This is a genomic window from Empedobacter sp. UBA5528 (genome assembly GCF_002426075.1).
GTDB lineage: Bacteria > Bacteroidota > Bacteroidia > Flavobacteriales > Weeksellaceae > Empedobacter > Empedobacter falsenii_B.
The window spans coordinates 1-20,538 of record NZ_DINY01000026.1 but is presented as its reverse complement, the minus strand read 5'-3'; the positions used below and the strand labels follow the sequence as shown (position 1 = coordinate 20,538).

Annotated in this window: 19 protein-coding genes; 13 read left to right on the top strand and 6 right to left on the bottom strand. The window is 31.0% G+C overall.

The features are described 5' to 3' along the window. Window position 1 precedes the first annotated feature (1 nt). Window positions 2-559 (bottom strand): L-threonylcarbamoyladenylate synthase, encoded by a 558-nt coding sequence (locus B4L98_RS05630; protein WP_286496134.1) that lies wholly within the window; start codon window positions 557-559, stop codon window positions 2-4. Window positions 560-652: 93 nt separating this feature from the next. Next, window positions 653-1,714 (bottom strand): glycosyltransferase family 4 protein, encoded by a 1,062-nt coding sequence (locus B4L98_RS05625; protein WP_125350144.1) that lies wholly within the window; start codon window positions 1,712-1,714, stop codon window positions 653-655. A 128-nt stretch (window positions 1,715-1,842) separates the two neighbouring features. Between B4L98_RS05625 and B4L98_RS05620 the strand changes: the two genes are divergently transcribed. Continuing rightward, the gene (locus B4L98_RS05620) at window positions 1,843-2,625 is read left to right on the top strand and encodes a lipopolysaccharide kinase InaA family protein (RefSeq protein ID WP_286496133.1); all 783 of its coding nucleotides are present in this window, start codon (window positions 1,843-1,845) and stop codon (window positions 2,623-2,625) included. A gap of 36 nt (window positions 2,626-2,661) precedes the next feature. Here B4L98_RS05620 and B4L98_RS05615 read toward each other — a convergent pair whose 3' ends face one another. The 4 genes from B4L98_RS05615 to B4L98_RS05600 all read right to left on the bottom strand — a co-directional run bounded on the left by B4L98_RS05615 (window position 2,662) and on the right by B4L98_RS05600 (window position 7,324). Beyond that, window positions 2,662-3,567 carry a GYDIA family GHMP kinase gene (locus tag B4L98_RS05615; protein ID WP_291077722.1) on the bottom strand — a complete coding sequence of 302 codons (906 nt, stop codon included), beginning with the start codon at window positions 3,565-3,567 and terminating at the stop codon, window positions 2,662-2,664. A gap of 5 nt (window positions 3,568-3,572) precedes the next feature. After that, on the bottom strand, window positions 3,573-4,451 hold the full coding sequence (gene fabD, locus B4L98_RS05610) for an ACP S-malonyltransferase (RefSeq protein WP_114999826.1): 879 nt from the start codon (window positions 4,449-4,451) through the stop codon (window positions 3,573-3,575). A 53-nt stretch (window positions 4,452-4,504) separates the two neighbouring features. After that, on the bottom strand, window positions 4,505-6,406 hold the full coding sequence (locus tag B4L98_RS05605) for a glycosyltransferase (protein ID WP_291077720.1): 1,902 nt from the start codon (window positions 6,404-6,406) through the stop codon (window positions 4,505-4,507). Window positions 6,407-6,508: 102 nt separating this feature from the next. Continuing rightward, a complete protein-coding gene (locus tag B4L98_RS05600; protein WP_125350148.1) occupies window positions 6,509-7,324 on the bottom strand; it encodes a 2,3,4,5-tetrahydropyridine-2,6-dicarboxylate N-succinyltransferase in 816 nt (271 codons plus the stop codon). 91 nt (window positions 7,325-7,415) lie between these two features. On the opposite strand from B4L98_RS05600, the gene ruvX reads away from it, so the two are divergent. The 12 genes from ruvX (at window position 7,416) to lysS (ending at window position 20,187) form a co-directional block, all read left to right on the top strand. Further along, window positions 7,416-7,829, top strand: coding sequence for a Holliday junction resolvase RuvX (gene ruvX / locus B4L98_RS05595; RefSeq protein ID WP_038333513.1), 414 nt, complete (start codon window positions 7,416-7,418; stop codon window positions 7,827-7,829). 44 nt (window positions 7,830-7,873) lie between these two features. After that, window positions 7,874-8,449 carry a peptide deformylase gene (gene def, locus B4L98_RS05590; protein WP_114999818.1) on the top strand — a complete coding sequence of 192 codons (576 nt, stop codon included), beginning with the start codon at window positions 7,874-7,876 and terminating at the stop codon, window positions 8,447-8,449. Between the two features lie 20 nt (window positions 8,450-8,469). Next, on the top strand, window positions 8,470-9,066 hold the full coding sequence (locus B4L98_RS05585) for a DUF5606 domain-containing protein (protein WP_038333500.1): 597 nt from the start codon (window positions 8,470-8,472) through the stop codon (window positions 9,064-9,066). A 6-nt stretch (window positions 9,067-9,072) separates the two neighbouring features. Then, window positions 9,073-9,837, top strand: a complete 765-nt coding sequence (gene mazG / locus B4L98_RS05580) for a nucleoside triphosphate pyrophosphohydrolase (protein ID WP_114999814.1) — start codon at window positions 9,073-9,075, stop codon at window positions 9,835-9,837. Between the two features lie 338 nt (window positions 9,838-10,175). Beyond that, window positions 10,176-12,167, top strand: coding sequence for an excinuclease ABC subunit UvrB (uvrB, locus tag B4L98_RS05575; RefSeq protein ID WP_286496129.1), 1,992 nt, complete (start codon window positions 10,176-10,178; stop codon window positions 12,165-12,167). A gap of 21 nt (window positions 12,168-12,188) precedes the next feature. Further along, complete coding sequence (locus tag B4L98_RS05570; RefSeq protein WP_286496128.1) at window positions 12,189-13,007, top strand: DUF4846 domain-containing protein; 819 nt, start codon at window positions 12,189-12,191, stop codon at window positions 13,005-13,007. Window positions 13,008-13,092: 85 nt separating this feature from the next. Beyond that, complete coding sequence (locus B4L98_RS05565; RefSeq protein ID WP_125350150.1) at window positions 13,093-14,253, top strand: cysteine desulfurase family protein; 1,161 nt, start codon at window positions 13,093-13,095, stop codon at window positions 14,251-14,253. After that, a complete protein-coding gene (locus B4L98_RS05560; protein ID WP_286496127.1) occupies window positions 14,253-14,777 on the top strand; it encodes a CvpA family protein in 525 nt (174 codons plus the stop codon). Before B4L98_RS05565 ends, B4L98_RS05560 begins: the two co-directional genes overlap by 1 nt. A gap of 198 nt (window positions 14,778-14,975) precedes the next feature. Next, window positions 14,976-16,352 (top strand): DNA recombination protein RmuC, encoded by a 1,377-nt coding sequence (gene rmuC, locus B4L98_RS05555; protein ID WP_291077718.1) that lies wholly within the window; start codon window positions 14,976-14,978, stop codon window positions 16,350-16,352. 31 nt (window positions 16,353-16,383) lie between these two features. Beyond that, entirely contained in the window at window positions 16,384-17,322 is a 939-nt protein-coding gene (locus B4L98_RS05550) for a hypothetical protein (protein ID WP_114999803.1), read from the top strand. Window positions 17,323-17,398: 76 nt separating this feature from the next. Then, window positions 17,399-18,379 (top strand): hypothetical protein, encoded by a 981-nt coding sequence (locus B4L98_RS05545; protein ID WP_291077716.1) that lies wholly within the window; start codon window positions 17,399-17,401, stop codon window positions 18,377-18,379. 107 nt (window positions 18,380-18,486) lie between these two features. Beyond that, entirely contained in the window at window positions 18,487-20,187 is a 1,701-nt protein-coding gene (gene lysS / locus B4L98_RS05540; RefSeq protein WP_291077714.1) for a lysine--tRNA ligase, read from the top strand. Window positions 20,188-20,538: the final 351 nt, after the last annotated feature.

Below are 20,538 nucleotides of genomic sequence, written 5' to 3'. Positions count from 1 at the left end.
ACTACTCTCTAATAACTTTTACTTCGTTATCTAGACCTAATTTAATTATCGTTGATGCAGTGAACTGAGGTACAAAGGTTTTTGTTTCATCTGGATAAAAGTCAACACGCTCTAAAATAGTAGGATTAACTTCCGAAAACACTTTTGGAGAAGATTCTCCTGATAAATTAGCCGATGTAGACACAATTGGTCCTCCTAATTTCCCGATGATTTTTTTACAAAACAAATCATCAGTCATTCGAATGGCAATTGTATTATCTTCTGCAATTAACGATTGTGGTAAACCTTTTGGATTATCGTAAATAATTGTAAGAGGTTTTTCGTTCAAATCAATCAAATCCCAAGCTAATTCTGGCACCTCAACAATATTTTGTAACATACGTGGAGAATCAACCAAAATAATCAACGATTTTGATGAAGGACGATTTTTTATCTGATAAATTTTTTCGATTGCAGCCTCATTCTTCGCATCACAACCCAGTCCAAGAATTGTGTCTGTTGGATAAAGCATTGTTTCTCCTTGTTTTAGTTTGGCTACAATTTCGTTTATATCTGACATTTTCTTTGTTTTATAAATTTGAGTGCAAAGGTATTATAGGAAAGTTGAATGAAGTCGATTTTCTTCGAAATATTATTTATCGCAAAATAGATTTTAGATTTCATAGACCTTTAGATATTCATTTGCCGCTTTATCCCAACTAAAACTTCCAGCTCTTTTGATATAAGCTTCTATAAAATAATCTGAATTTTGATTGTATTGATTTAACGCATCTTCCACTACATTTTTCATATATTCTGGTTCAAAATCATTCCAATAAAACGCATCTTTTCCACCAATTTCTGGTAAAGACGTTTTATCAGATAAAATAATTGGTTTTCCAAAGCTCATCGCTTCTAAGGGAGGCAAACCAAAACCTTCTCCAGTTGATGGAAATAAGAACGCTTCGCAATTTTGCATATAAAATTGCTTTGCTCGTTCAGAAACTTTACCTGATAAAAAAACTTGGTTTTCTAATTTTTCTTTAGCAATTAAATCTTTTATTTTTTGACCATAGGCATTCGTACAATTCCCAGAAATAATCAAATTAAAATCTGGTAAAAATTTCATCATTTTTACAAGTGATTCAAAATTTTTCTTTTCAAGAAAAGCTCCAATCGTATAAAAATAAGGTTTTGAAATATCTAATGGAGATTGAAAATCATCACAATTTATAATTTCTGAAATTGAATTTCCATTATAAATTATTGTATTTTCTATTCCCGAAATATCAAAATATTGCATAGTTTGTTTCTTTGCATATTCAGAAATAAATGTGATAACATCTACTCGCTTAATCTTTTCTTTAAAATATTTAATGTGATTTGGACTATAATCAAGCGAATTTTCTTCCATAAAATTAACATCATGAATCGTCAAAACATATTTTTTTGGTTTATGACAAGGTTCAACTTTTATATTTTGATTTAAGGAGTGCCAAACATCATACTTTTCACGCGTTCTGAAAAACGGATTGCGCATTAAACTATAATATTTTTTATAATGAAATTTAGTACCAAATTCAGTCCTTAAATCTTCAGGTTTTTTGTAAAGTAAATAAATTTGATCATCAAAATTTAATTTCGAAAGAGCTTTAATCAATTCGTAATTAAAAACTCCGAAACCAGTTGCACGATTCTTTAGATTATGAGATTCTAAAAGAATTTTTTTTACCATAAGTTAGGTTCTAAAATTTTTAAAAAACTTGTTTTAAGTTGTCCTTATTTTCAACAAAAATAGACATATCTTTGACAGATTAAAATGAAATATAGATTTTTTCTATATTAATTATAATATTTTGAAAAATGACACAGAAAATTGTCGTAAATAATAATTATCAAACTACGCAAACTGAAATCAAATCCATTATTGACAATTTTGACTTGATTGACGATTATATTGCAAAAGGCACAAGAAATTCTATCAAAAAAAAGACATTAAAATCGGGTAAAATTGCTACGATTAAATCATTCAAAATTCCGAATATTGTCAATAAATTTGTATATCGATTTTTCAGAAAATCAAAAGCTGAACGATCATTCTTATATGCTAATAAATTAATTGATTTAGGTTTTAAAACACCTACTCCAATCGCATATGTCGAAAATTTTAATACAATCTCATTTTTAAAAAGTTATTATTTTTGTGAATTAGTTACATCTGAAATAACTTTTAGAGAATTAGTTTTAGATATTAATTATTCAAATCGAAATGAAATCTTGAAACAATTTACAAAATTCACATTTGATTTGCATGAAGCTGGAATTGAATTTTTGGATCATTCTCCTGGAAATACTTTAATTAAGCAAGTTGGAGAAAATCAATATGAGTTTTATTTGGTTGATTTAAATCGCATGAATTTTCATAATTCAATGAGTTTTGATATTCGAATGAAAAATTTTTCTCGTCTAACTCCTCAAAAAGAAATGATAGAAATTATGGGAAAAGAATATGCGAAACTTATTAATAAACCAGAACAAGAAGTTATTAAAGAAATGTGGAATAAAACACAAGAATTCCAGCAAAAATTTCAAACAAAACAAGCTCGAAAAAAGAAATTAAAAGCCATGATTGGTAAAAAACAATAACAAAAAAGCAGATTTAAAATTAAATCTGCTTTTTTGTTATTTTATCATTTCAGAAAACGGAATAATAATCTCATATCCTTTTTCTTTAAAATAATCGTTCATTCCTTCTCTATACGTCACTAAAACAAAATCTCCGCCCCAAGCTCCGAGGCTTTTTACAGCTCCTAAATAATCAGGAAAATGCAATTCTTTGACTTGCGAAATTTGCATAAAATCTCCTAATCGTTCTTGATATTCATCTAAAATAGATTCTAAATCAGTTAAATTCTCAACTTTAGTTGCTTGAACAACCAAATCAGAAAGCTCTTGAATCATTTTCCAATCTTTTGATTTGTTCTTATAATGATTTCCAACAACGGCTTGTGTATCTTGCTTTTGATTAAGATAAACAAAATAAAGTTGATCTTTAAAATTCCAATTCAATTCTAAATCTTCTACTTCGATAGGATTATTCGAAAACAAAATGGGCTGATGATGATGCGCACATGCAATATCATAACCACTTGTATTGAAGGTTAATTGATTTAATTCAAACGGATTTATTTCTATCCATTGACTAATCAAATCAATCAAAGTCGAACTACTTCCCAGTCCCCATTCTTGCGGATATTCTAACTTCGTTAAACATTGATAACTGTTATTAGAATCAAAAAAATCAGGATTTAAAATTTTAGCTTGTTTTAAAATATTTTGTAATGATTGACTTAATTTCTCGTTTGTAGAAGAAATTATTTCTAAATCATTCGATCTAATTTCAGCTTCAAACCAAATAGAATTATCAAATTTCGTCGCTTTCCAAGTGATTAAATTCTCAGTTTCTGATGAATTTTCTACAAACAAACATTGCCCATATTTCGTGGGCAATGCAAATGCTTTCGCTCCATCAATTACAATATATTCCCCGATAAGGAATAATTTTCCATTGGAACGGTATGTTTTCATTTCGTTTAGATTTGTGCCGAAGAAGTTGAGACCTCTCTGTTTATTTTTTTCACTAAACCTTGTAAAGTATTTCCTGGTCCAACCTCAATAAATTCACTCGCACCATCAGCAATCATATTTTGAACAGATTGCGTCCATTTTACAGGAGCAGTTAATTGAGCAATCAAGTTTTTCTTAATTTCAGCAGGATCTGTAACAGCTGTTGTGCTTACATTTTGATAAACTGGACAAATTGGAGTATTGAATGTTGTTTCTTCAATAGCTTGTGCTAATTCTTCTTCAGCAGGTTTCATTAAAGGTGAGTGAAAAGCTCCTCCTACTGGTAAAACTAATGCTCGTTTTGCACCTAACTCTTTCAGTTTTTCGCATGCTACATTAACCGCTTCAATTTCTCCAGAAATCACTAACTGACCTGGACAATTGTAATTTGCAGCCACTACAACTCCATCAATTTCTGCACAAGCATCTTCTACAATTTTATCTTCTAACCCTAAGATTGCAGCCATTGTAGATGGATTAGCTTCACATGCAGCTTGCATTGCTAAAGCACGTTTGTAAACTAATTTTAATCCAGATTCAAAGTCTAAAGTTCCATTTGCAACTAAAGCAGAAATTTCTCCTAAAGAATGTCCTGCAACCATTTCTGGTTTAAAATCTGGTAAAATTTTCGCTAAAATAACAGAATGTAAAAAAACTGCTGGTTGTGTAACTTTTGTTTGTTTTAGGTCTTCTGCAGAACCTTCAAACATAATTGATTTTATATCAAATCCTAAGATTTCGTTTGCTTTATCAAATAATTCTTTTGCGATTTCAGAATTTTCGTACAAGTCTTTACCCATTCCAGAGAATTGAGCACCTTGTCCTGGAAAAACATATGCTTTCATTGTATTATTTTTAATGTATGACAAATGTATAATAAAATCTTAAACTTCTTTATTTAACCTAAGTTTTGATTTTCTTTTCTATAAATTTCGTCTAAATATTTATAACGATTTGCAACAGAAATTGCGTGTAGTTTCGCGATTGTATAACCATCTTTTCCATCTAAAAAACCAAGTCTCATTACGAAATAATTAAAAAAACGATAGGCAGGTTTTATCGTATAATGATAAAATGATGGTTTCAAATTTTTAAGACGAAGTTCTTGTGCTCGTAAGCGAGAATAACTATTCAGTTTATCTAAATATTCTTCTTCATTATCAAATGTAAAATGATCAAGTTTGTTTGTTAAATAACCTGTTCTACCATTACATTCTATAATCTCATGAACCATTCTATCTGATTTATATTGAGATTTAGATTTTTTAAAAATTCGAACAGCTTTATCATTTTGCATGCCCGAATATTTAATATGCTTCTTCTTAAAAAAGAATTTTCGATAAACAAAGTATGCATCAAAAGTAGGTTGCTGATTAAAAACCGAAACAATTTCTTTTTTTAATTCTAGTGGGATTCCTTCATCTGCGTCAAAAAAAGTAACCCAATCATTTTTTGCTAAAGAAAGTCCGTAATTACGTTGATTCGTAAAATTATCAAACTTACGTTTTACAAATTTAGTTTTAGGATTTTGACGAGCAATTTCTTCTGTTTTATCGGTACTAAAAGAATCAATAATAATAATTTCATCAGCAAAATCTACATCATTTAAATAACGATGTAAATTTTTTTCTTCATTATAAGTAATCAGTAAAGCTGAAATTTTAGTAGACATTGATTCTATAGAATATTCTTTTTTAGTTTCTATTTCAACGTTATTATTACTTATTAATTGCCTATCCAATGAGTTATTGTTTAGAAAATTTTCTAACTTTTCTTTAAACAACTCGAAATCAAATATTGAATAAAATTCATTTACTTGTTTTTTTATTTGACGATTGTTTAAATCTCCAAGTTTTTCAGGAAAATAATCTTTCAAATGAACACTTGTGTGATTAATTCCATCTTCGAAAGTTGCCCAAACTTTTTTATCAATCCAAGGAGAAAAAATAATAAACGATTTTTTCCCTAAAGCCTTGGACATATTAATTGCTCCTCCATCATTTCCTACAATCACATCACATTCGTTTGCAATTGCAATAAACTCGCGCAAATCATTACCCAACAATTCAAAATAAACTTTCGATTTGGTTTCATCAGATAATTGATTATATACTTCTTTTGCTTGCGATAATTGTTTCGGAAAATAATTGAATAAAATATTGACATTATAATGTTGACCAATAAAATCAACCATTTTTGCCATTTGATTCAACGGATAAGTTTTTGAAGGATCAGAACCAAGTAAACTAATCATAACTGATTTACGAGTAGAATCAACTTGATGTTTTTCAAATAAATCTTTCGCAAAGTTTATTTCTTCTTCTGTTAAATACAATTTCGGTTCTGTTGCCAAAGGAATTTCAATTCCTAAAGGCTTCAATAAAGACAAACGATGTTCGATTGCTAAACCTAAATATGAATTTGGTTCGTCATGTTTTTCTACATTATCTGTATACAAAAACGTTCTTCCAATCTTTTTGTACGATATTTTTTTTGGTGCATTATTGATAAAAACATCTACCCAACTCTGTAATTTTGAGTAAGCATCAATTACAATATCATATCTATTTTGATTAACTTTTTTCGAGAATTTAATCAAATTCATCAAGCCTTTGTTTTCTTTTTCATCGAAAACAATTTTATGATCGATGTATGGATTATTCTCTAAAACAGGCAAAGTATTACTATTGATTAAATAATCAACAATAGCATTTGGATAAGCTCTTTTGATATTTTCGCACAACAATGATGTGATTAAAACATCGCCTATCATCTTGTGTTGGATAATCAAAATTTTCATAAAACATAGTTATAAAGCAAAACTACTAAAATATGTTTGATTCGAAAATAAAAAATCCTCAACAAAACTGCTGAGGATTATATTTTATAAAATTTATTCTACTTAAACCGCCACATTATGCTCGCGTAATGCATCGTTTAATGAAGTTTTTTTATCTGTAGACTCTTTACGAGTTCCGATGATCAAAGCACACGGAACTTGGTATTCACCTGCAGCAAATTTCTTTGTATAAGAACCTGGAATTACAACTGAACGAGCAGGAACATAACCTTTAATTTCTACTGGTTCGTCACCTGTTACATCAATAATTTTAGTAGATGCTGTCAACACAACATTTGCTCCTAAAACCGCTTCTTTACCTACACGAACTCCTTCTACAACGATACAACGAGATCCGATAAACGCATTATCTTCAATAATTACTGGCGCAGCTTGCAATGGCTCTAAAACTCCACCGATTCCTACACCACCAGATAAATGAACATTTTTACCAATTTGTGCACAAGAACCTACAGTAGCCCAAGTATCAACCATTGTTCCTTCGTCCACATACGCACCAATATTTACATAAGAAGGCATTAAAATAACTCCCGAAGAAATATACGCACCATAGCGGGCAACAGCATTTGGAACAACACGAATTCCTTTTTCAGCATAGTTACGTTTCAATTCCATTTTATCATGGTATTCAAAAATTCCTGCTTCTAAAGTTTCCATTTTCTGAATTGGGAAATACATTACAACTGCTTTTTTCACCCATTCGTTTACTTGCCAATCTTCTCCAACTGGTTCTGCACAACGTAATTGTCCGTTATCGATTAACTCAATTACTTCACGAATTGCAATTTGTGTTGACTCTTCTTGTAACAATTCTCTATTGTCCCAAGCTTTTTCTATGATTTGTTTTAAATTCTCCATCTTTATTAATAATAGCCACAAATATAAAAATTATAATCAAGGGATTTCATAGAGATTATTTATTATTGAATCGTTTTTTTAAATTTGCCAAATGTCACGAATATTAGCGTTAGATTACGGAGGAAAAAGAACAGGCGTTGCCGTAACCGATGAATTGCAAATTATAGCTTCGCCAGTTGATACAATTGATACATCAAAATTGATGGATTTCTTGAAACAATATATCGAGAAAGAAAACGTTTCTGACCTTGTAGTTGGATTATCTGTTCGTTTTTCAGGAGAATTAAATGAGATTGAAAATCAAATTCAACCTTTTTTGAAAAAATTTTCTGAACAATTTCCGTTGATTAAAATTCATCGTGAAAATGAGATGTTTACCTCAAAAATGGCTTCTCAAGCAATGTTTGCTGGAGGAATGAAAAAGAAAAAACGTCAAGAAAAAGGAATGGTCGATAAAGTGAGTGCCGTAATAATTTTACAATCATTTTTATCACATAAACTATAACAAATTGTATCTTTGCCGTTAAATTAATAAAAAAAGATCAGAAAATGGTATTACCAGTTGTAGCTTACGGAGATCCTGTCTTGCGTAAAGTTTCACAAGAAATCGATCAAGATTATAAAAATTTACAAGAACTGATCCAAAATATGTTCGATACAATGTATGACTCTAACGGAGTTGGTATCGCAGCGCCTCAGATCGGGAAAGATATACGTTTATTTGTTGTTGATTGCTCGCCTTTCGAAGAAGATGAAGATTATGATGATGTAAAAGATGAATTAAAAGATTTCAAACGAGTTTTCATCAATCCAAAAAAAATCAGTAGTTCTGAAGGTGATGAATGGGCTTTTACAGAAGGATGTTTGAGTATTCCTCACATTCACGAAGATGTAACACGTCCAGAATCGGTAACTTTAGAATATTTTGATGAAAATTGGGTGAAACATACCGAAACTTTTTCGGATATTCGCGCTCGAGTTATTCAACACGAATACGATCATTTGGAAGGAAAGCTTTTTATTGACTATATTTCGAGCTTTAAAAAGAAATTAATAAGTAATAAATTAAAAAATATAACAAAAGGGAAAGTAAACACGAGTTACAAAATGAAATTCCCTTCATAGACCCTTAAACATAATAGAATATGGATTTATCAAGAGTTATCGCAATTTCAGGAAAACCAGGATTATACCGTTTAGTTTCTCAAACAAGAGGTGGTTTTGTTGTTGAAGATTTAGAAAAAGGTAAAAAAATCTCAATCGCTTCTAACTACAATGTTAGTTTATTAGACAACGTTGCTATTTACGGAGTATCACAAGAATTTCCTTTGGCTGAAGTTTTCTTCAGAATTTACAAAAAAGAAAACGGAGGAGAAACGATCGATTACAAAACTTCTGGTGCAGAATTGCGTAAATATATGGAAGAAGTTTTACCAGAATATGACGATTCAAGAGTTTATGATTCTGATTTGAAAAAATTATTCCAATGGTATAATATCTTACACAAAAACGGATTATTAAACATCGACTTAGCTGCTGTAGAAGCTGCAATGGCTGCTCAACAAGCACAAGAAGCTCCTGTTGCTGAAGTAGAAGCTACAGAAGAAGTTGTTGTGGAAGAAAAACCAAAAAAGAAAGCTCCTGCTAAAAAGGCTGCTGACAAAAAAGACGCTGAAGAAAAACCTGCTAAAAAAACTGCTGCTAAAAAAACAACAGCAAAAAAAGATAAAGACGCTGAATAATTAGAGATGAATACACGTAAAGATCAATTACAGGCTTTCGAAAGATTGTTGGATATAATGGATGAATTACGTGAAAAATGTCCGTGGGATCGTAAACAAACAATGGAAACGTTGCGTACGTTATCTATCGAAGAAATTTATGAACTTTCGGATGCCATCATCGAAAAAGATTCGGATGAAATAAAAAAAGAACTAGGTGATGTTTTTCTTCACCTAGTTTTTTATTCTAAAATCGCATCAGAACAAAACAACTTCGATGTTGCTGATGTTTTAAATGGTATTTGTGACAAATTAATTCATCGTCATCCACATATTTACGGCGATGTAGAAGCAAATACAGAAGAAAAGGTGCTTCAAAATTGGGAACAAATCAAACTAAAAGAAGGTAACAAATCTGTACTTTCTGGCGTTCCTACTTCTCTCCCAGCAATGGTAAAAGCTTACCGAATTCAAGACAAAGTAAAAGGTGTTGGATTTGAATTTGAAAATTCTGATCAAGTTTTTGATAAAATTATCGAGGAAATTAATGAATTCAAAGAAGAACAAAATCCAACAGATAAAGAGATGGAATTTGGTGACATTTTATTTTCTTTGATTAATTATGGACGATTTAATGGCATCAATTCTGAAGATGCTTTAGAAAGATCGAACAAAAAATTTATCACACGTTTTCAGAAATTAGAAGAAATCGCGAAAGAAAATGGTCAAAACATAGCTGATTTAACCATTTCCGAATTAGATAAATTATGGAATTTAGCGAAAATTCGCTAGTGTAAACTTAACACTATAAAGTTTATTCAAATCAACGAAAACGTTGTAATCAGACGTTTTAACACTATTATAAATAACTTTTATCGACACCAATAAAACAAAGTATTACAAATTATTGTGCACGCACAGAAAACCGACATATATTTGCAATGGTTATAGCGGGCAATAGCTTGTAATAATGGAAGGAAGTTTGTTTACTAAGTAAACAGTTTTCTCATTTTTTTGTGGTTTTGATGAAAAGGTGACTTAAAGTCGCCTTTTTATTTTTTATCAACTTCTATGTAAAATCACAATTCATAACAATCCTTTTTTATCTGAATAATTTGTAAATTTGTAGAATGCAGTTTCAATTAAATTCTGAATTCAAGCCAACTGGTGATCAACCAAAAGCTATTGAAGAATTATCAAATGGTATTCTAAATAATGATCGTTATCAAACACTTTTGGGTGTTACAGGTTCTGGTAAAACATTTACAATCGCGAATGTTGTACAAGATGTGCAACGTCCAACTTTAGTTTTGGCACATAACAAAACGTTGGCGGCACAGTTGTATATGGAATTCAAAGAATTTTTTCCGAATAATGCAGTCGAATATTTCGTTTCTTACTATGATTATTATCAACCAGAAGCTTACATTCCTTCATCAGGAACCTATATTGAGAAAGATTTATCAATTAATGAAGAAATTGAAAAGCTTCGTTTAAGTACAACTTCCTCCCTACTTTCTGGTCGTCGCGATATTTTGGTTGTGGCTTCAGTTTCGTGTTTATATGGTATTGGAAATCCAACAGAATTTCATAAAAATGTGATTCAGATTGAAACGGGGCAAATTATCTCGAGAACAGCTTTTTTGCATAAATTAGTCCAAGCTTTATATTCGAGAACAGAAGGTATTTTTCAACGCGGAAATTTTAGAATTAAAGGAGATACATTAGATATTTTCCCTGCTTATGCGGATGATGGAATCAGAATTAATTTCTTTGGTGATGAAATCGAAGAAATCTCAGTTTTCAATGTAGAAACAGGTAAAACTTCAACTAAATTAGATAAAATTAATATTTATCCAGCCAATCTTTTTGTTACTTCTAAAGACACTTTAAATGGTGCAATTGCTGATATTCAGATCGATTTGGGTAAACAAGTTGAATATTATCATGAAATCGGAAAACATCTCGAAGCAAAACGTTTGCAAGAACGTACTGAATTCGATTTGGAAATGATCAAAGAATTGGGATATTGTTCTGGAATCGAGAATTATTCGAGATACTTAGACGGTCGCGAACCAGGAACTCGTCCATTCTGTTTGTTAGATTATTTCCCAGAAGATTATTTGATGGTGATTGATGAGTCGCACGTTACAGTTTCTCAAGTTCATGCAATGTATGGTGGAGACCGCTCGCGCAAGGAGAATTTAGTAGAATATGGTTTCCGACTTCCAGCTGCAATGGACAATCGTCCGTTAAAATTCGAAGAATTTGAAGCTTTACAAAATCAAGTGATTTATGTTTCAGCAACACCTGCGAATTATGAATTAGAAAAATCGGAAGGAGTTGTTGTAGAGCAAGTCATTCGTCCAACAGGATTATTAGATCCAATTATTGAAATTCGTCCAACACAAAATCAAGTCGATGATTTGATGGAAGAAATCAATAAACGAGTAGAGTTAGACGAACGTGTTTTGGTCACTACTTTAACGAAACGAATGGCGGAAGAGTTAACGAAATATTTGACAAAATATGGCGTTCGATGTCGTTATATTCATTCTGATGTGGATACATTAGAACGTGTTCAGATTATGGCTGATTTACGCGCTGGATTATTTGATGTTTTGGTTGGAGTTAATCTTTTGAGAGAAGGTTTAGATTTACCTGAAGTTTCTCTAGTAGCAATTTTGGATGCTGATAAAGAAGGTTTTTTAAGAAGTCATCGTTCTTTAACGCAAACGGTTGGTCGTGCTGCTCGTAACGTGAATGGTTTGGCGATTATGTACGCAGATAGAATTACAGATAGTATGCAATTAACGATTGATGAAACAAATCGTCGTCGTGAAATTCAAATGAAATACAACAAAGATCACAATAAAGTTCCGCAAGCTTTAAACAAAAAAATAACGAAACTAAGTTTAGCTGCAGCAGATTTTGAAGAAAATCCTTACGAACAAAAACATTTGATTCAACAAGCAGCAGAGATTAATGAAAATTATTCGACAGAAGATAAAGAGAAATTGGTACAAAAATTGCAGAAAGAAATGGAAAATGCTGCAAAAAATTTAGATTTTATAAAAGCAGCCGAATTAAGAGATCAAATTCAACTCTTAACCAAAGAATAGCACGTTTTTTTCAACATTTCAATGAAAATTTTTAAGAATACATTTTTTTTAACTCTATCGTTTTTTACCATTTTATCATCTTGTAACACACAGATTTTAAAATCATCTTCAAATAATGAATTGCTTGAAAATGAAGAAAGTAGTTTAGTTCATACACGTGAATTAAAGATTTTCAAGAGATTTGATACACCTCCAAATTATGAAAGGAATCAAAATTATACAGATTTTGGTAAATGGATAAATAACCTTCCGCTCAAAAACAATAATACAGCTGTTTATTCTTTTGATGGTCAAAAAAAATCTAATCCAAATATATATGTAGGAGTTTTAGATTTAGAACAACCCAAAAAAAATGTACAGTTTAATGCAAATGCGATGATGAGTTTGCGTTTAGAGTATTTCTTCCGTTCGAAAAAATACAATGAAATAGATAAATTGTCTAAAATTTCTACAAAGCCAATTCCTTACACTGACTATGTAAAAGGAGATTATTCTCATACGAAATACATGCAATATTTGATCTATTATTTAGAAAATACAAATTCAAATACAATTGCTGAATTATTAAAACCAATCTCTATCAAAGAGATTCAAATTGGCGATGTATTTTTTCAAAAGGGAAATATAAAAAGTCATGCTGTAATGGTAATTGATTTAGCGAAAGATAAAAATGGGAATAATATATTCATTTTGGCTCAAAGTTATTATCCAAGTCAAGACATTCATATTCTTTCTAATCCAAGCAACGATTTAATCTCACCATGGTATATTGCAAAAGAAGGCATACTTCTTACACCTGAGTGGAGATTTTTGTCTTCGGACTTGATGCGTTTTAAATAACATTTTACTTTTTCAATCCTTACATTTTACTTAAATTTGTTGTTCAAAACCTCAAAGTAAACAACAATACAGTAAATAATCGATAATGCAAAGAGTATATTTAGACAATGCAGCAACCACAGCAATTCGTCCAGAAGTAGTTGACGAAATGGCAAATGTGATGAAAAATGTTTTCGGAAATCCATCTTCTACCCACGTTTTTGGTAGAGAAGCCAAGGCACTTATAGAAATGGCTCGAAAGAACATTGCGCAGCGTTTAAATATTTCTCCTGCCGAAATTTATTTTACTTCTTGTGGGACAGAATCTAACAATACGATTATACGTTCTTGTGTAAATGATTTAGATGTTACACGTATCATTACTTCGGATATGGAACACAAATGCGTACAAGAAAGTATCAAAGATTTAGAATATCGTGGAAAAGTTGAAGTAATCCGCATCAATATTCAAAAAAATGGAGACATTGATTATGCTCAATTAGAGGAATTAGTTAAAGATCAATCTAAAAAAACATTGGTTTCTTTGATGCATGCTAATAACGAAATTGGAAATTTAACAGATATTAAACGTATTTCGCAATTGTGTCAAGAAAATAATACATTGTTCCACACAGATACGGTGCAAACAGTTGGTCATTACGATTTAGATTTCCAAGATTTGGGAATGGATTTCGCTTCTTGCTCAGCACACAAAATTCATGGACCAAAAGGTGCTGGATTTTTATATGCAAAAAAAGCTTCGCATTTAAAAGCCTTGATTGCTGGAGGAGGACAAGAAAGAGGAATGCGTTCTGGTACCGAAAACGTATACGGAATTGTTGGACTTTCAAAAGCTTTTGATTTAGCAATTGATGAGTTAGAAGCTCATGTTAATCACATCAAAGAAATTAAACAATATACAATCGATCAATTAAAAGCAGCTATTCCAGGCGTTTCTTTCAATGGATTATCAGATGATTTAGACAAAAGTTTGTATGCATTATTAAGCATCAAATTACCATTTCATGATGCCTTAATCGGATTCGAATTAGAATTAGCTGGTATCGCTGTTTCACAAGGAAGTGCTTGCAGTTCTGGTGCAGCAAAAGTTTCATTAGTTATGCAAACATTGTACACAGAAGAAGAAATTGATCAAATGACGCCTTTACGTGTATCTTTTTCATACGAAACAACTAAAGAAGATATTGATGTCTTAGTTGGAACATTGAAAAAAATCGCTGAAAAACATCAATTACAAAACGCTTAATGACTGATTTCAATCAACTTGATATTCTGATTTTAATTGCGTTAGCTTTTGGTTTTATCAACGGATTTTTCAAAGGTTTTATTTCTCAATTAATTGGGTTAGTCGGTTTTTTTGTAGCAATTTGGTTCAGTTTTAAATTTTATCAAATCATCGAAGTTTATGTCGATTCTTACAACATTGTTGCAGATAGCTTAACTTCTTTGGTTGCGTTAGTTATTACATTTGCAATTGCTTTTTTCACAATAAAATTAGCGTCAAGTTTAACACAAAAAACAGTAGAAGCAGTTGGTTTAGGAATCATTAATCGATTTGGTGGAGCGGCTTTAGGATTAATAATCTCTTTACTTTTAACATCAAGTATTTTGTATTATATCGATCCGATTTTAGAACTAGGATTTAAAGAAACAAAAGACGAAAGCCAGATTTTACCAATTTTGAACGAAAGTTCTCAAATCATCAAAAATTCTATCTTCGAAACAAAAGATAATTTAAGGACAGAATCCCAAGATTCTATTCATTTATGATCATACAAAGACAGCTTTTTCAAGCTGTCTTTTTTCTTAACATTAATTTTATAAAAGGCACAAAAATTATCTAAAGAGATCAAAACAATTAATTTAAGATGAAAAAACAATTCTTAGAAATCGTTTTTTTATGATTTTATTTTTAATAACGACATATTGTGTCGTATAAAATCGTTCCTTTGTTTAAATTTTAAGATTATGAACAGCGCAATCATACTTTCATCCATCCTTTTTTTTATCATTGGAGCCGTTATCAGTTTTTTATATTCAAAATCGAAAGCAAATTTAGCCATAATTGGAAATGAAATAAAACACCAAGAACTTCAGAAACAATATGATTCGCTAAAAAATGAATTTATCGAAATAAAAGATGATGCAAATTTCAATTTGGATCAATGGCAAAAAGAGCGCGAAAAAAATACAGAATTAACGGTTCGCCATCAAGAAGCAATGAAAGCTGTGGAGGAGCAAAAATCGTTTATGCTCGAAACCAATGAACGATTAAAAGAGCAATTTGAAGCACTTTCAGCTCAAGTTTTGAAAAGTAATAACGAACAATTTCTTGATTTAGCGAAAACAACATTGGATAAACATTTTTCTAATTCTCAAAACGATTTAGAAAAACGTCAACAAGCGATTGATTCGTTAATCAAACCATTAAATGAAAGCTTGAATAAATTTGACGGAAAAATATCCGAAATAGAAAAAGCTCGAGAAGGCGCTTATTCAGAAATTAAAGTTTTCTTAGATTCAATGCGTGGTACAACTGATAAATTGCAAAAAGAAACCAATACATTAGTTTCTGCTCTTAAAACTTCACACACAAGAGGAAAATACGGAGAAATTGGATTGCGTCGTGTCGTTGAATTTGCTGGAATGTCATCTTTTTGTGATTTTGAAGAACAAACTTCTGTTCAGTCCGAAAATGGTTTGCTTCGCCCGGATTTAATCGTTAATCTTCCTGGAAATCGAAAAGTAATTGTCGATTCTAAAGTTCCATTAAACCAATATATGCTTGCATTTGAAACGGAAGATGAGAATTTAAGAAAACATCATTTACAAATGCACGCGAAAGCTGTACGCGAACATTTAAAGAATTTGAGTTCTAAGGCTTATTGGAATCAATACACAGAAGCACCCGATTATGTGGTGATGTATCTGCAAATTGAAAGTTCTTTTGGTGCTGCGTTAGAATTGGAGCGAACTTTGATAGAAGATGCACTAAACAATAGAATAATTATTGCAACACCAACTACTTTGATTACAATGCTTCGCACAATTGCGTTTAGCTGGCAACAATTAAATGTTGCGGAAAATATATATCAAATGCGAGATGCTGGAATAGAATTATACAATCGTGTGAATGTTTTAATACAACATTTGGCGACGGTTGGTCATAATCTAAACCAAGCAACCCAAAGTTACAATAAAGCTATAGGTTCACTAGAAAATCGATTTATTCCGCAGGTTAAAAAGCTGAAAGAAATCGGTGGAACTTTGATGGAAAAAGAAATTTCGGAAACTAAGCCAATTGATACAATGATTCGTTCAATAAATAACTTGGATATTCAATAATCATTCTATATTTGTACAACTTTTAGAGAGAATGAAAACAAGCCTATTTACCTTGATTTTACTATACTCTCCTGCCATTTTTGCGCAGGTGAATTTTGAAGAAAAATCTGTACAGGTAAAACCAAATTTAGAATTAAACAAAATATATAACTACTCATTTACAGATCGTAACTTTTCGATTTCTGTAAATGATACGGTTTCTAAAGTCATCAACCAATCAAATAAATCGATGGAATTGGTTGACAAGAATGATTTTGCCAATAAGTATACATTTGTAAATGGTAAAAATCAATCCAATGATCCTGATGAATTTTACCGCGATTTTATCAATAATTCTGAAGGAATAGAGTACGAATTCACAACAAATCCTTCTGGAGAATTTTTAGAATTATTAAATGTTCCTCAGATTGAAGAAAAATTGCTTAAAATAACAGATAAACTTGGTAAACAACGCAAAAAATCTGATGATTATAAGGCAAATATTGCGTACATTGAGGAAATGGTCAAATCGAAAACATATGTTCCCTATGTTTTTGAGCAAGAAATTCACGTTTTCAATTATTTTAATGGACAATATTTTCGTTTAGGTGAAACATATGAAGGAAAATCTGTACAGGAAAATATTTTTGGATTTCCAATTTCTTCTACCACAAATACTTATCTAAAAGATATCAACAAAGAAAAAGGTACGTATACAATTGCTTCTGACCAAAATTTGAGCAAAGATGATTTTGAGAAATTATGGGAAGAAATGGCGTATTATATGTTGAATGATGCTAAACTGAATTTGTCGCAAGAACAGGTAAAAAAAGAAATCAAAAAATATTCAGAAACAGTTGAATTAAAAGTGAAATATGAAAATACGTACGATTTGAATTCAATTTTAATCAAATCTGAATATTTATTTAGCTTAAATATTGGTTCTAAGAAAACAGTTAATCAATTAAGTATAAAACTTTTAAATGACTAAATTTTATTTTTTAACGAATTTCAAACTTCATTTTAGATAATTTGCTCTATTTTTGAATTAGTTTGATTACTTATAAATGAAAATTAATTTTACATATTATCTGTTTTTTCTATTTTTTTCGATAAAAATATTTGCCCAAGATCCTATTCAAGATACAATTTCACCGGTTGTTAAAAATGATACCATTTTTAATGCTCCGCAGGAAACGATTATTTTTCCCAAAACATATTGGAATATTGGAAACGAAAAACGATATAATGTAACAACAAGTGAAGTGAAATTGGAAGATGACACGATTTCGCATCAAGAACAATATACTTATAACGTTATTATTCAAGTTGAAAATATTTATCAAAACGAAACCATTGTAAAGTGGAATTTCAGAAATATACAATTCAATTCAAAATCATTTTTAAATAATCCTTTTTCGTTAGTTAATAATGTTTCGATTTCCTTTAAAATAGATCAAGACGGACGATTTTTAGGTTATACAGATTTAGATAAAACGATCAAACAATTGGTTTTATCATCAGAAGATTTAGAGAATAAATATTTGGATAATCCTACTGCGATTGCGTTAATCAAAAAAAATCTTCAACAATATTCTACAGAAGAAAATATTGTTAAATTATTTGACAAAGACATTCGTCAATTCCATCATTTTTATGGAAAAAGTAATTTTACTTTAGAAAGTGCGCCATTTGTTTATCAATCTTACATGGATAATTTATTTAGCACTTCTCCCACTCCAGCGACAACAGAATTGAAATTGAATGAGATTGGAGTTTTGCAAACCAATTATATTATGTCAAGTTTTCAGCAAGCCGATAAAGATTGGTTGGCCAATTCTTGGTACAGCTATTTGAAAGATTTAGCTACGAAATTAGGTTCTGAACAACCATCTGAAAAAAGATTGAAAGACGACATAAAATATTACGTTAAAACAACTTCGCGTATCAAAGATAACGGTTGGATTTCGTATAGTATCGAAACCAAAAAGGTGAAATTTCAAGATACGGATTACACGTTAGAGCGCCGTTTTGAGTTAGTAGACTAAAACTCGCATCAATACTGATAATTCTTACATTATTAAATCATAAAAACTTCGTGAATCAAGATTATTTTTCATAATTTTGCATTCATTTTATATAAATTATATTCACTATGCAATTGTCTGAACAAGAAATTATTCGTAGAGAAAAACTACAACAATTAAGAGACTTAGGCGTTGAGCCTTACCCTGCCGAAGAATTCGTGATAACTTCTAATTCTAAAGAAATTAAGGAAAAGTACGAAGAAGGAAAGGTTGTCAAGCTTGCCGGACGATTGATGAGTGTTCGTGTAATGGGAAAAGCTTCTTTCGCTGAGTTACAAGATAGCGAAGGTCGTGTACAGGTTTATATCTCGAGAGATGATATTTCTTCGTCTGAAGAAGGAATTGAGTACAATACAATTTTCAAGAAATTGATGGATATCGGAGATTTTATTGGAATTGAAGGATATGAATTCAAAACTAAAGTGGGTGAAATTTCTGTTCACGTAACAAAATTAACGTTGTTATCAAAAACTTTACGTCCATTACCAATTGTAAAAACTGACGACGAAGGTCATGTATTTGATGCTTTTACAGATCCAGAATTGCGTTACCGTATGCGTTATGTAGATTTGGTTGTTAATCCTCAAGTCAAAGAAATTTTCTTAAAACGTACACGTCTTTTTACAGCAATGCGTAATTTCTTTAATGATTGTGGATACATGGAAGTAGAAACTCCTGTTTTACAATCGATTCCTGGAGGTGCAGCAGCTCGTCCATTTATTACGCATCATAACGCATTAGATATTCCATTATATTTAAGAATCGCGAACGAATTATACTTAAAAAGATTAATCGTTGGTGGTTTTGATGGTGTTTACGAATTTTCTAAAAACTTCCGTAACGAAGGAATGGATCGTACGCATAATCCAGAATTTACAGCAATGGAAATTTATGTTGCTTACAAAGATTACAACTGGATGATGGATTTCACAGAGCGATTATTAGAACATTGTGCAATTGCTGTTAATGGAACTTCTGAAACAACTTTCGGAGAACATAAAATTGATTTCAAAGCACCTTACAAACGTGTAACAATGCGTCAATCAATTATTGATTTTACAGGATTTGATATCGATGGAAAATCTGAAGCAGAATTATTTGAAGCTGCTAAAGGAATGGGGATCGAGGTTGATGAGACTATGGGTAAAGGAAAATTAATCGATGAAATTTTTGGTGAAAAATGTGAAGGAAACTACATTCAACCAACTTTCATTACAGATTATCCAAAAGAAATGTCTCCATTGACTAAAAAGCACCGTGATAATCCAGAATTAACTGAGCGTTTCGAATTAATGGTTTGTGGAAAAGAAATTGCTAACGCATATTCTGAGTTAAATGACCCAATCGATCAACGTGAGCGTTTTGAAGCACAAATGGCTTTAGCTGATAGAGGTGACGACGAAGCAATGTTTATCGACCAAGATTTCTTACGTGCATTAGAATACGGAATGCCTCCAACATCAGGTTTAGGAATCGGAATGGATCGTTTGATTATGTTCTTAACAAATAATCCATCTATTCAAGAAGTTTTATTCTTCCCTCAAATGCGTCCAGAAAAAGCTGCACCAGCTTACGAATTGACAGAAGAAGAAACTCAAATTATTGAAATTTTAAAAGCTAACGAAAACATTGATTTGAATGAATTAAAATCTCAAGCTGCTTTAAGCGGTAAAAAATGGGACAAATCAATGAAAAATTTAGCAAAATATAACTTGACTAAAGTTACTGTTGAAGGAGATTCTAAGACAGTTTCATATTTAGGCGAGTAAATTATTACCCTTTCATCTATATTTTAAAAGCTCAACTTCGGTTGGGCTTTTTTTGTAATTATTTGGGCGTTCCCTCGCTCTTTGCCTTCCATTTATATTATTTATAAAATAACCAAAATAATACAAACACAGCTAATGCAAATCGCTCGGTTGGGCTATCCGTTCCAATCTTTTGTAAAAGAAGATTAGAAGTGATTACAGAAAATCCAACTCCTACAAAAGGATTTACACTACTATCCCTAACGCGGGTTTTAAGTTCTGAGTTTTGAGTAATAAGTTATAAGACATAAGATTTAAGACTGACAATAAAAATCTACAAAGGAGTGTTATCGAGTTATGAGTTGTAAGTTC

Coding starts and splice junctions, on each gene's coding strand:
- B4L98_RS05630 (WP_286496134.1), bottom strand. CDS start 559: ATGTCAGATATAAACGAAATTGTAGCCAAACTAAAACAAGGAGAAACA.
- B4L98_RS05625 (WP_125350144.1), bottom strand. CDS start 1,714: ATGGTAAAAAAAATTCTTTTAGAATCTCATAATCTAAAGAATCGTGCA.
- B4L98_RS05620 (WP_286496133.1), top strand. CDS start 1,843: ATGACACAGAAAATTGTCGTAAATAATAATTATCAAACTACGCAAACT.
- B4L98_RS05615 (WP_291077722.1), bottom strand. CDS start 3,567: ATGAAAACATACCGTTCCAATGGAAAATTATTCCTTATCGGGGAATAT.
- fabD (WP_114999826.1), bottom strand. CDS start 4,451: ATGAAAGCATATGTTTTTCCAGGACAAGGTGCTCAATTCTCTGGAATG.
- B4L98_RS05605 (WP_291077720.1), bottom strand. CDS start 6,406: ATGAAAATTTTGATTATCCAACACAAGATGATAGGCGATGTTTTAATC.
- B4L98_RS05600 (WP_125350148.1), bottom strand. CDS start 7,324: ATGGAGAATTTAAAACAAATCATAGAAAAAGCTTGGGACAATAGAGAA.
- ruvX (WP_038333513.1), top strand. CDS start 7,416: ATGTCACGAATATTAGCGTTAGATTACGGAGGAAAAAGAACAGGCGTT.
- def (WP_114999818.1), top strand. CDS start 7,874: ATGGTATTACCAGTTGTAGCTTACGGAGATCCTGTCTTGCGTAAAGTT.
- B4L98_RS05585 (WP_038333500.1), top strand. CDS start 8,470: ATGGATTTATCAAGAGTTATCGCAATTTCAGGAAAACCAGGATTATAC.
- mazG (WP_114999814.1), top strand. CDS start 9,073: ATGAATACACGTAAAGATCAATTACAGGCTTTCGAAAGATTGTTGGAT.
- uvrB (WP_286496129.1), top strand. CDS start 10,176: ATGCAGTTTCAATTAAATTCTGAATTCAAGCCAACTGGTGATCAACCA.
- B4L98_RS05570 (WP_286496128.1), top strand. CDS start 12,189: ATGAAAATTTTTAAGAATACATTTTTTTTAACTCTATCGTTTTTTACC.
- B4L98_RS05565 (WP_125350150.1), top strand. CDS start 13,093: ATGCAAAGAGTATATTTAGACAATGCAGCAACCACAGCAATTCGTCCA.
- B4L98_RS05560 (WP_286496127.1), top strand. CDS start 14,253: ATGACTGATTTCAATCAACTTGATATTCTGATTTTAATTGCGTTAGCT.
- rmuC (WP_291077718.1), top strand. CDS start 14,976: ATGAACAGCGCAATCATACTTTCATCCATCCTTTTTTTTATCATTGGA.
- B4L98_RS05550 (WP_114999803.1), top strand. CDS start 16,384: ATGAAAACAAGCCTATTTACCTTGATTTTACTATACTCTCCTGCCATT.
- B4L98_RS05545 (WP_291077716.1), top strand. CDS start 17,399: ATGAAAATTAATTTTACATATTATCTGTTTTTTCTATTTTTTTCGATA.
- lysS (WP_291077714.1), top strand. CDS start 18,487: ATGCAATTGTCTGAACAAGAAATTATTCGTAGAGAAAAACTACAACAA.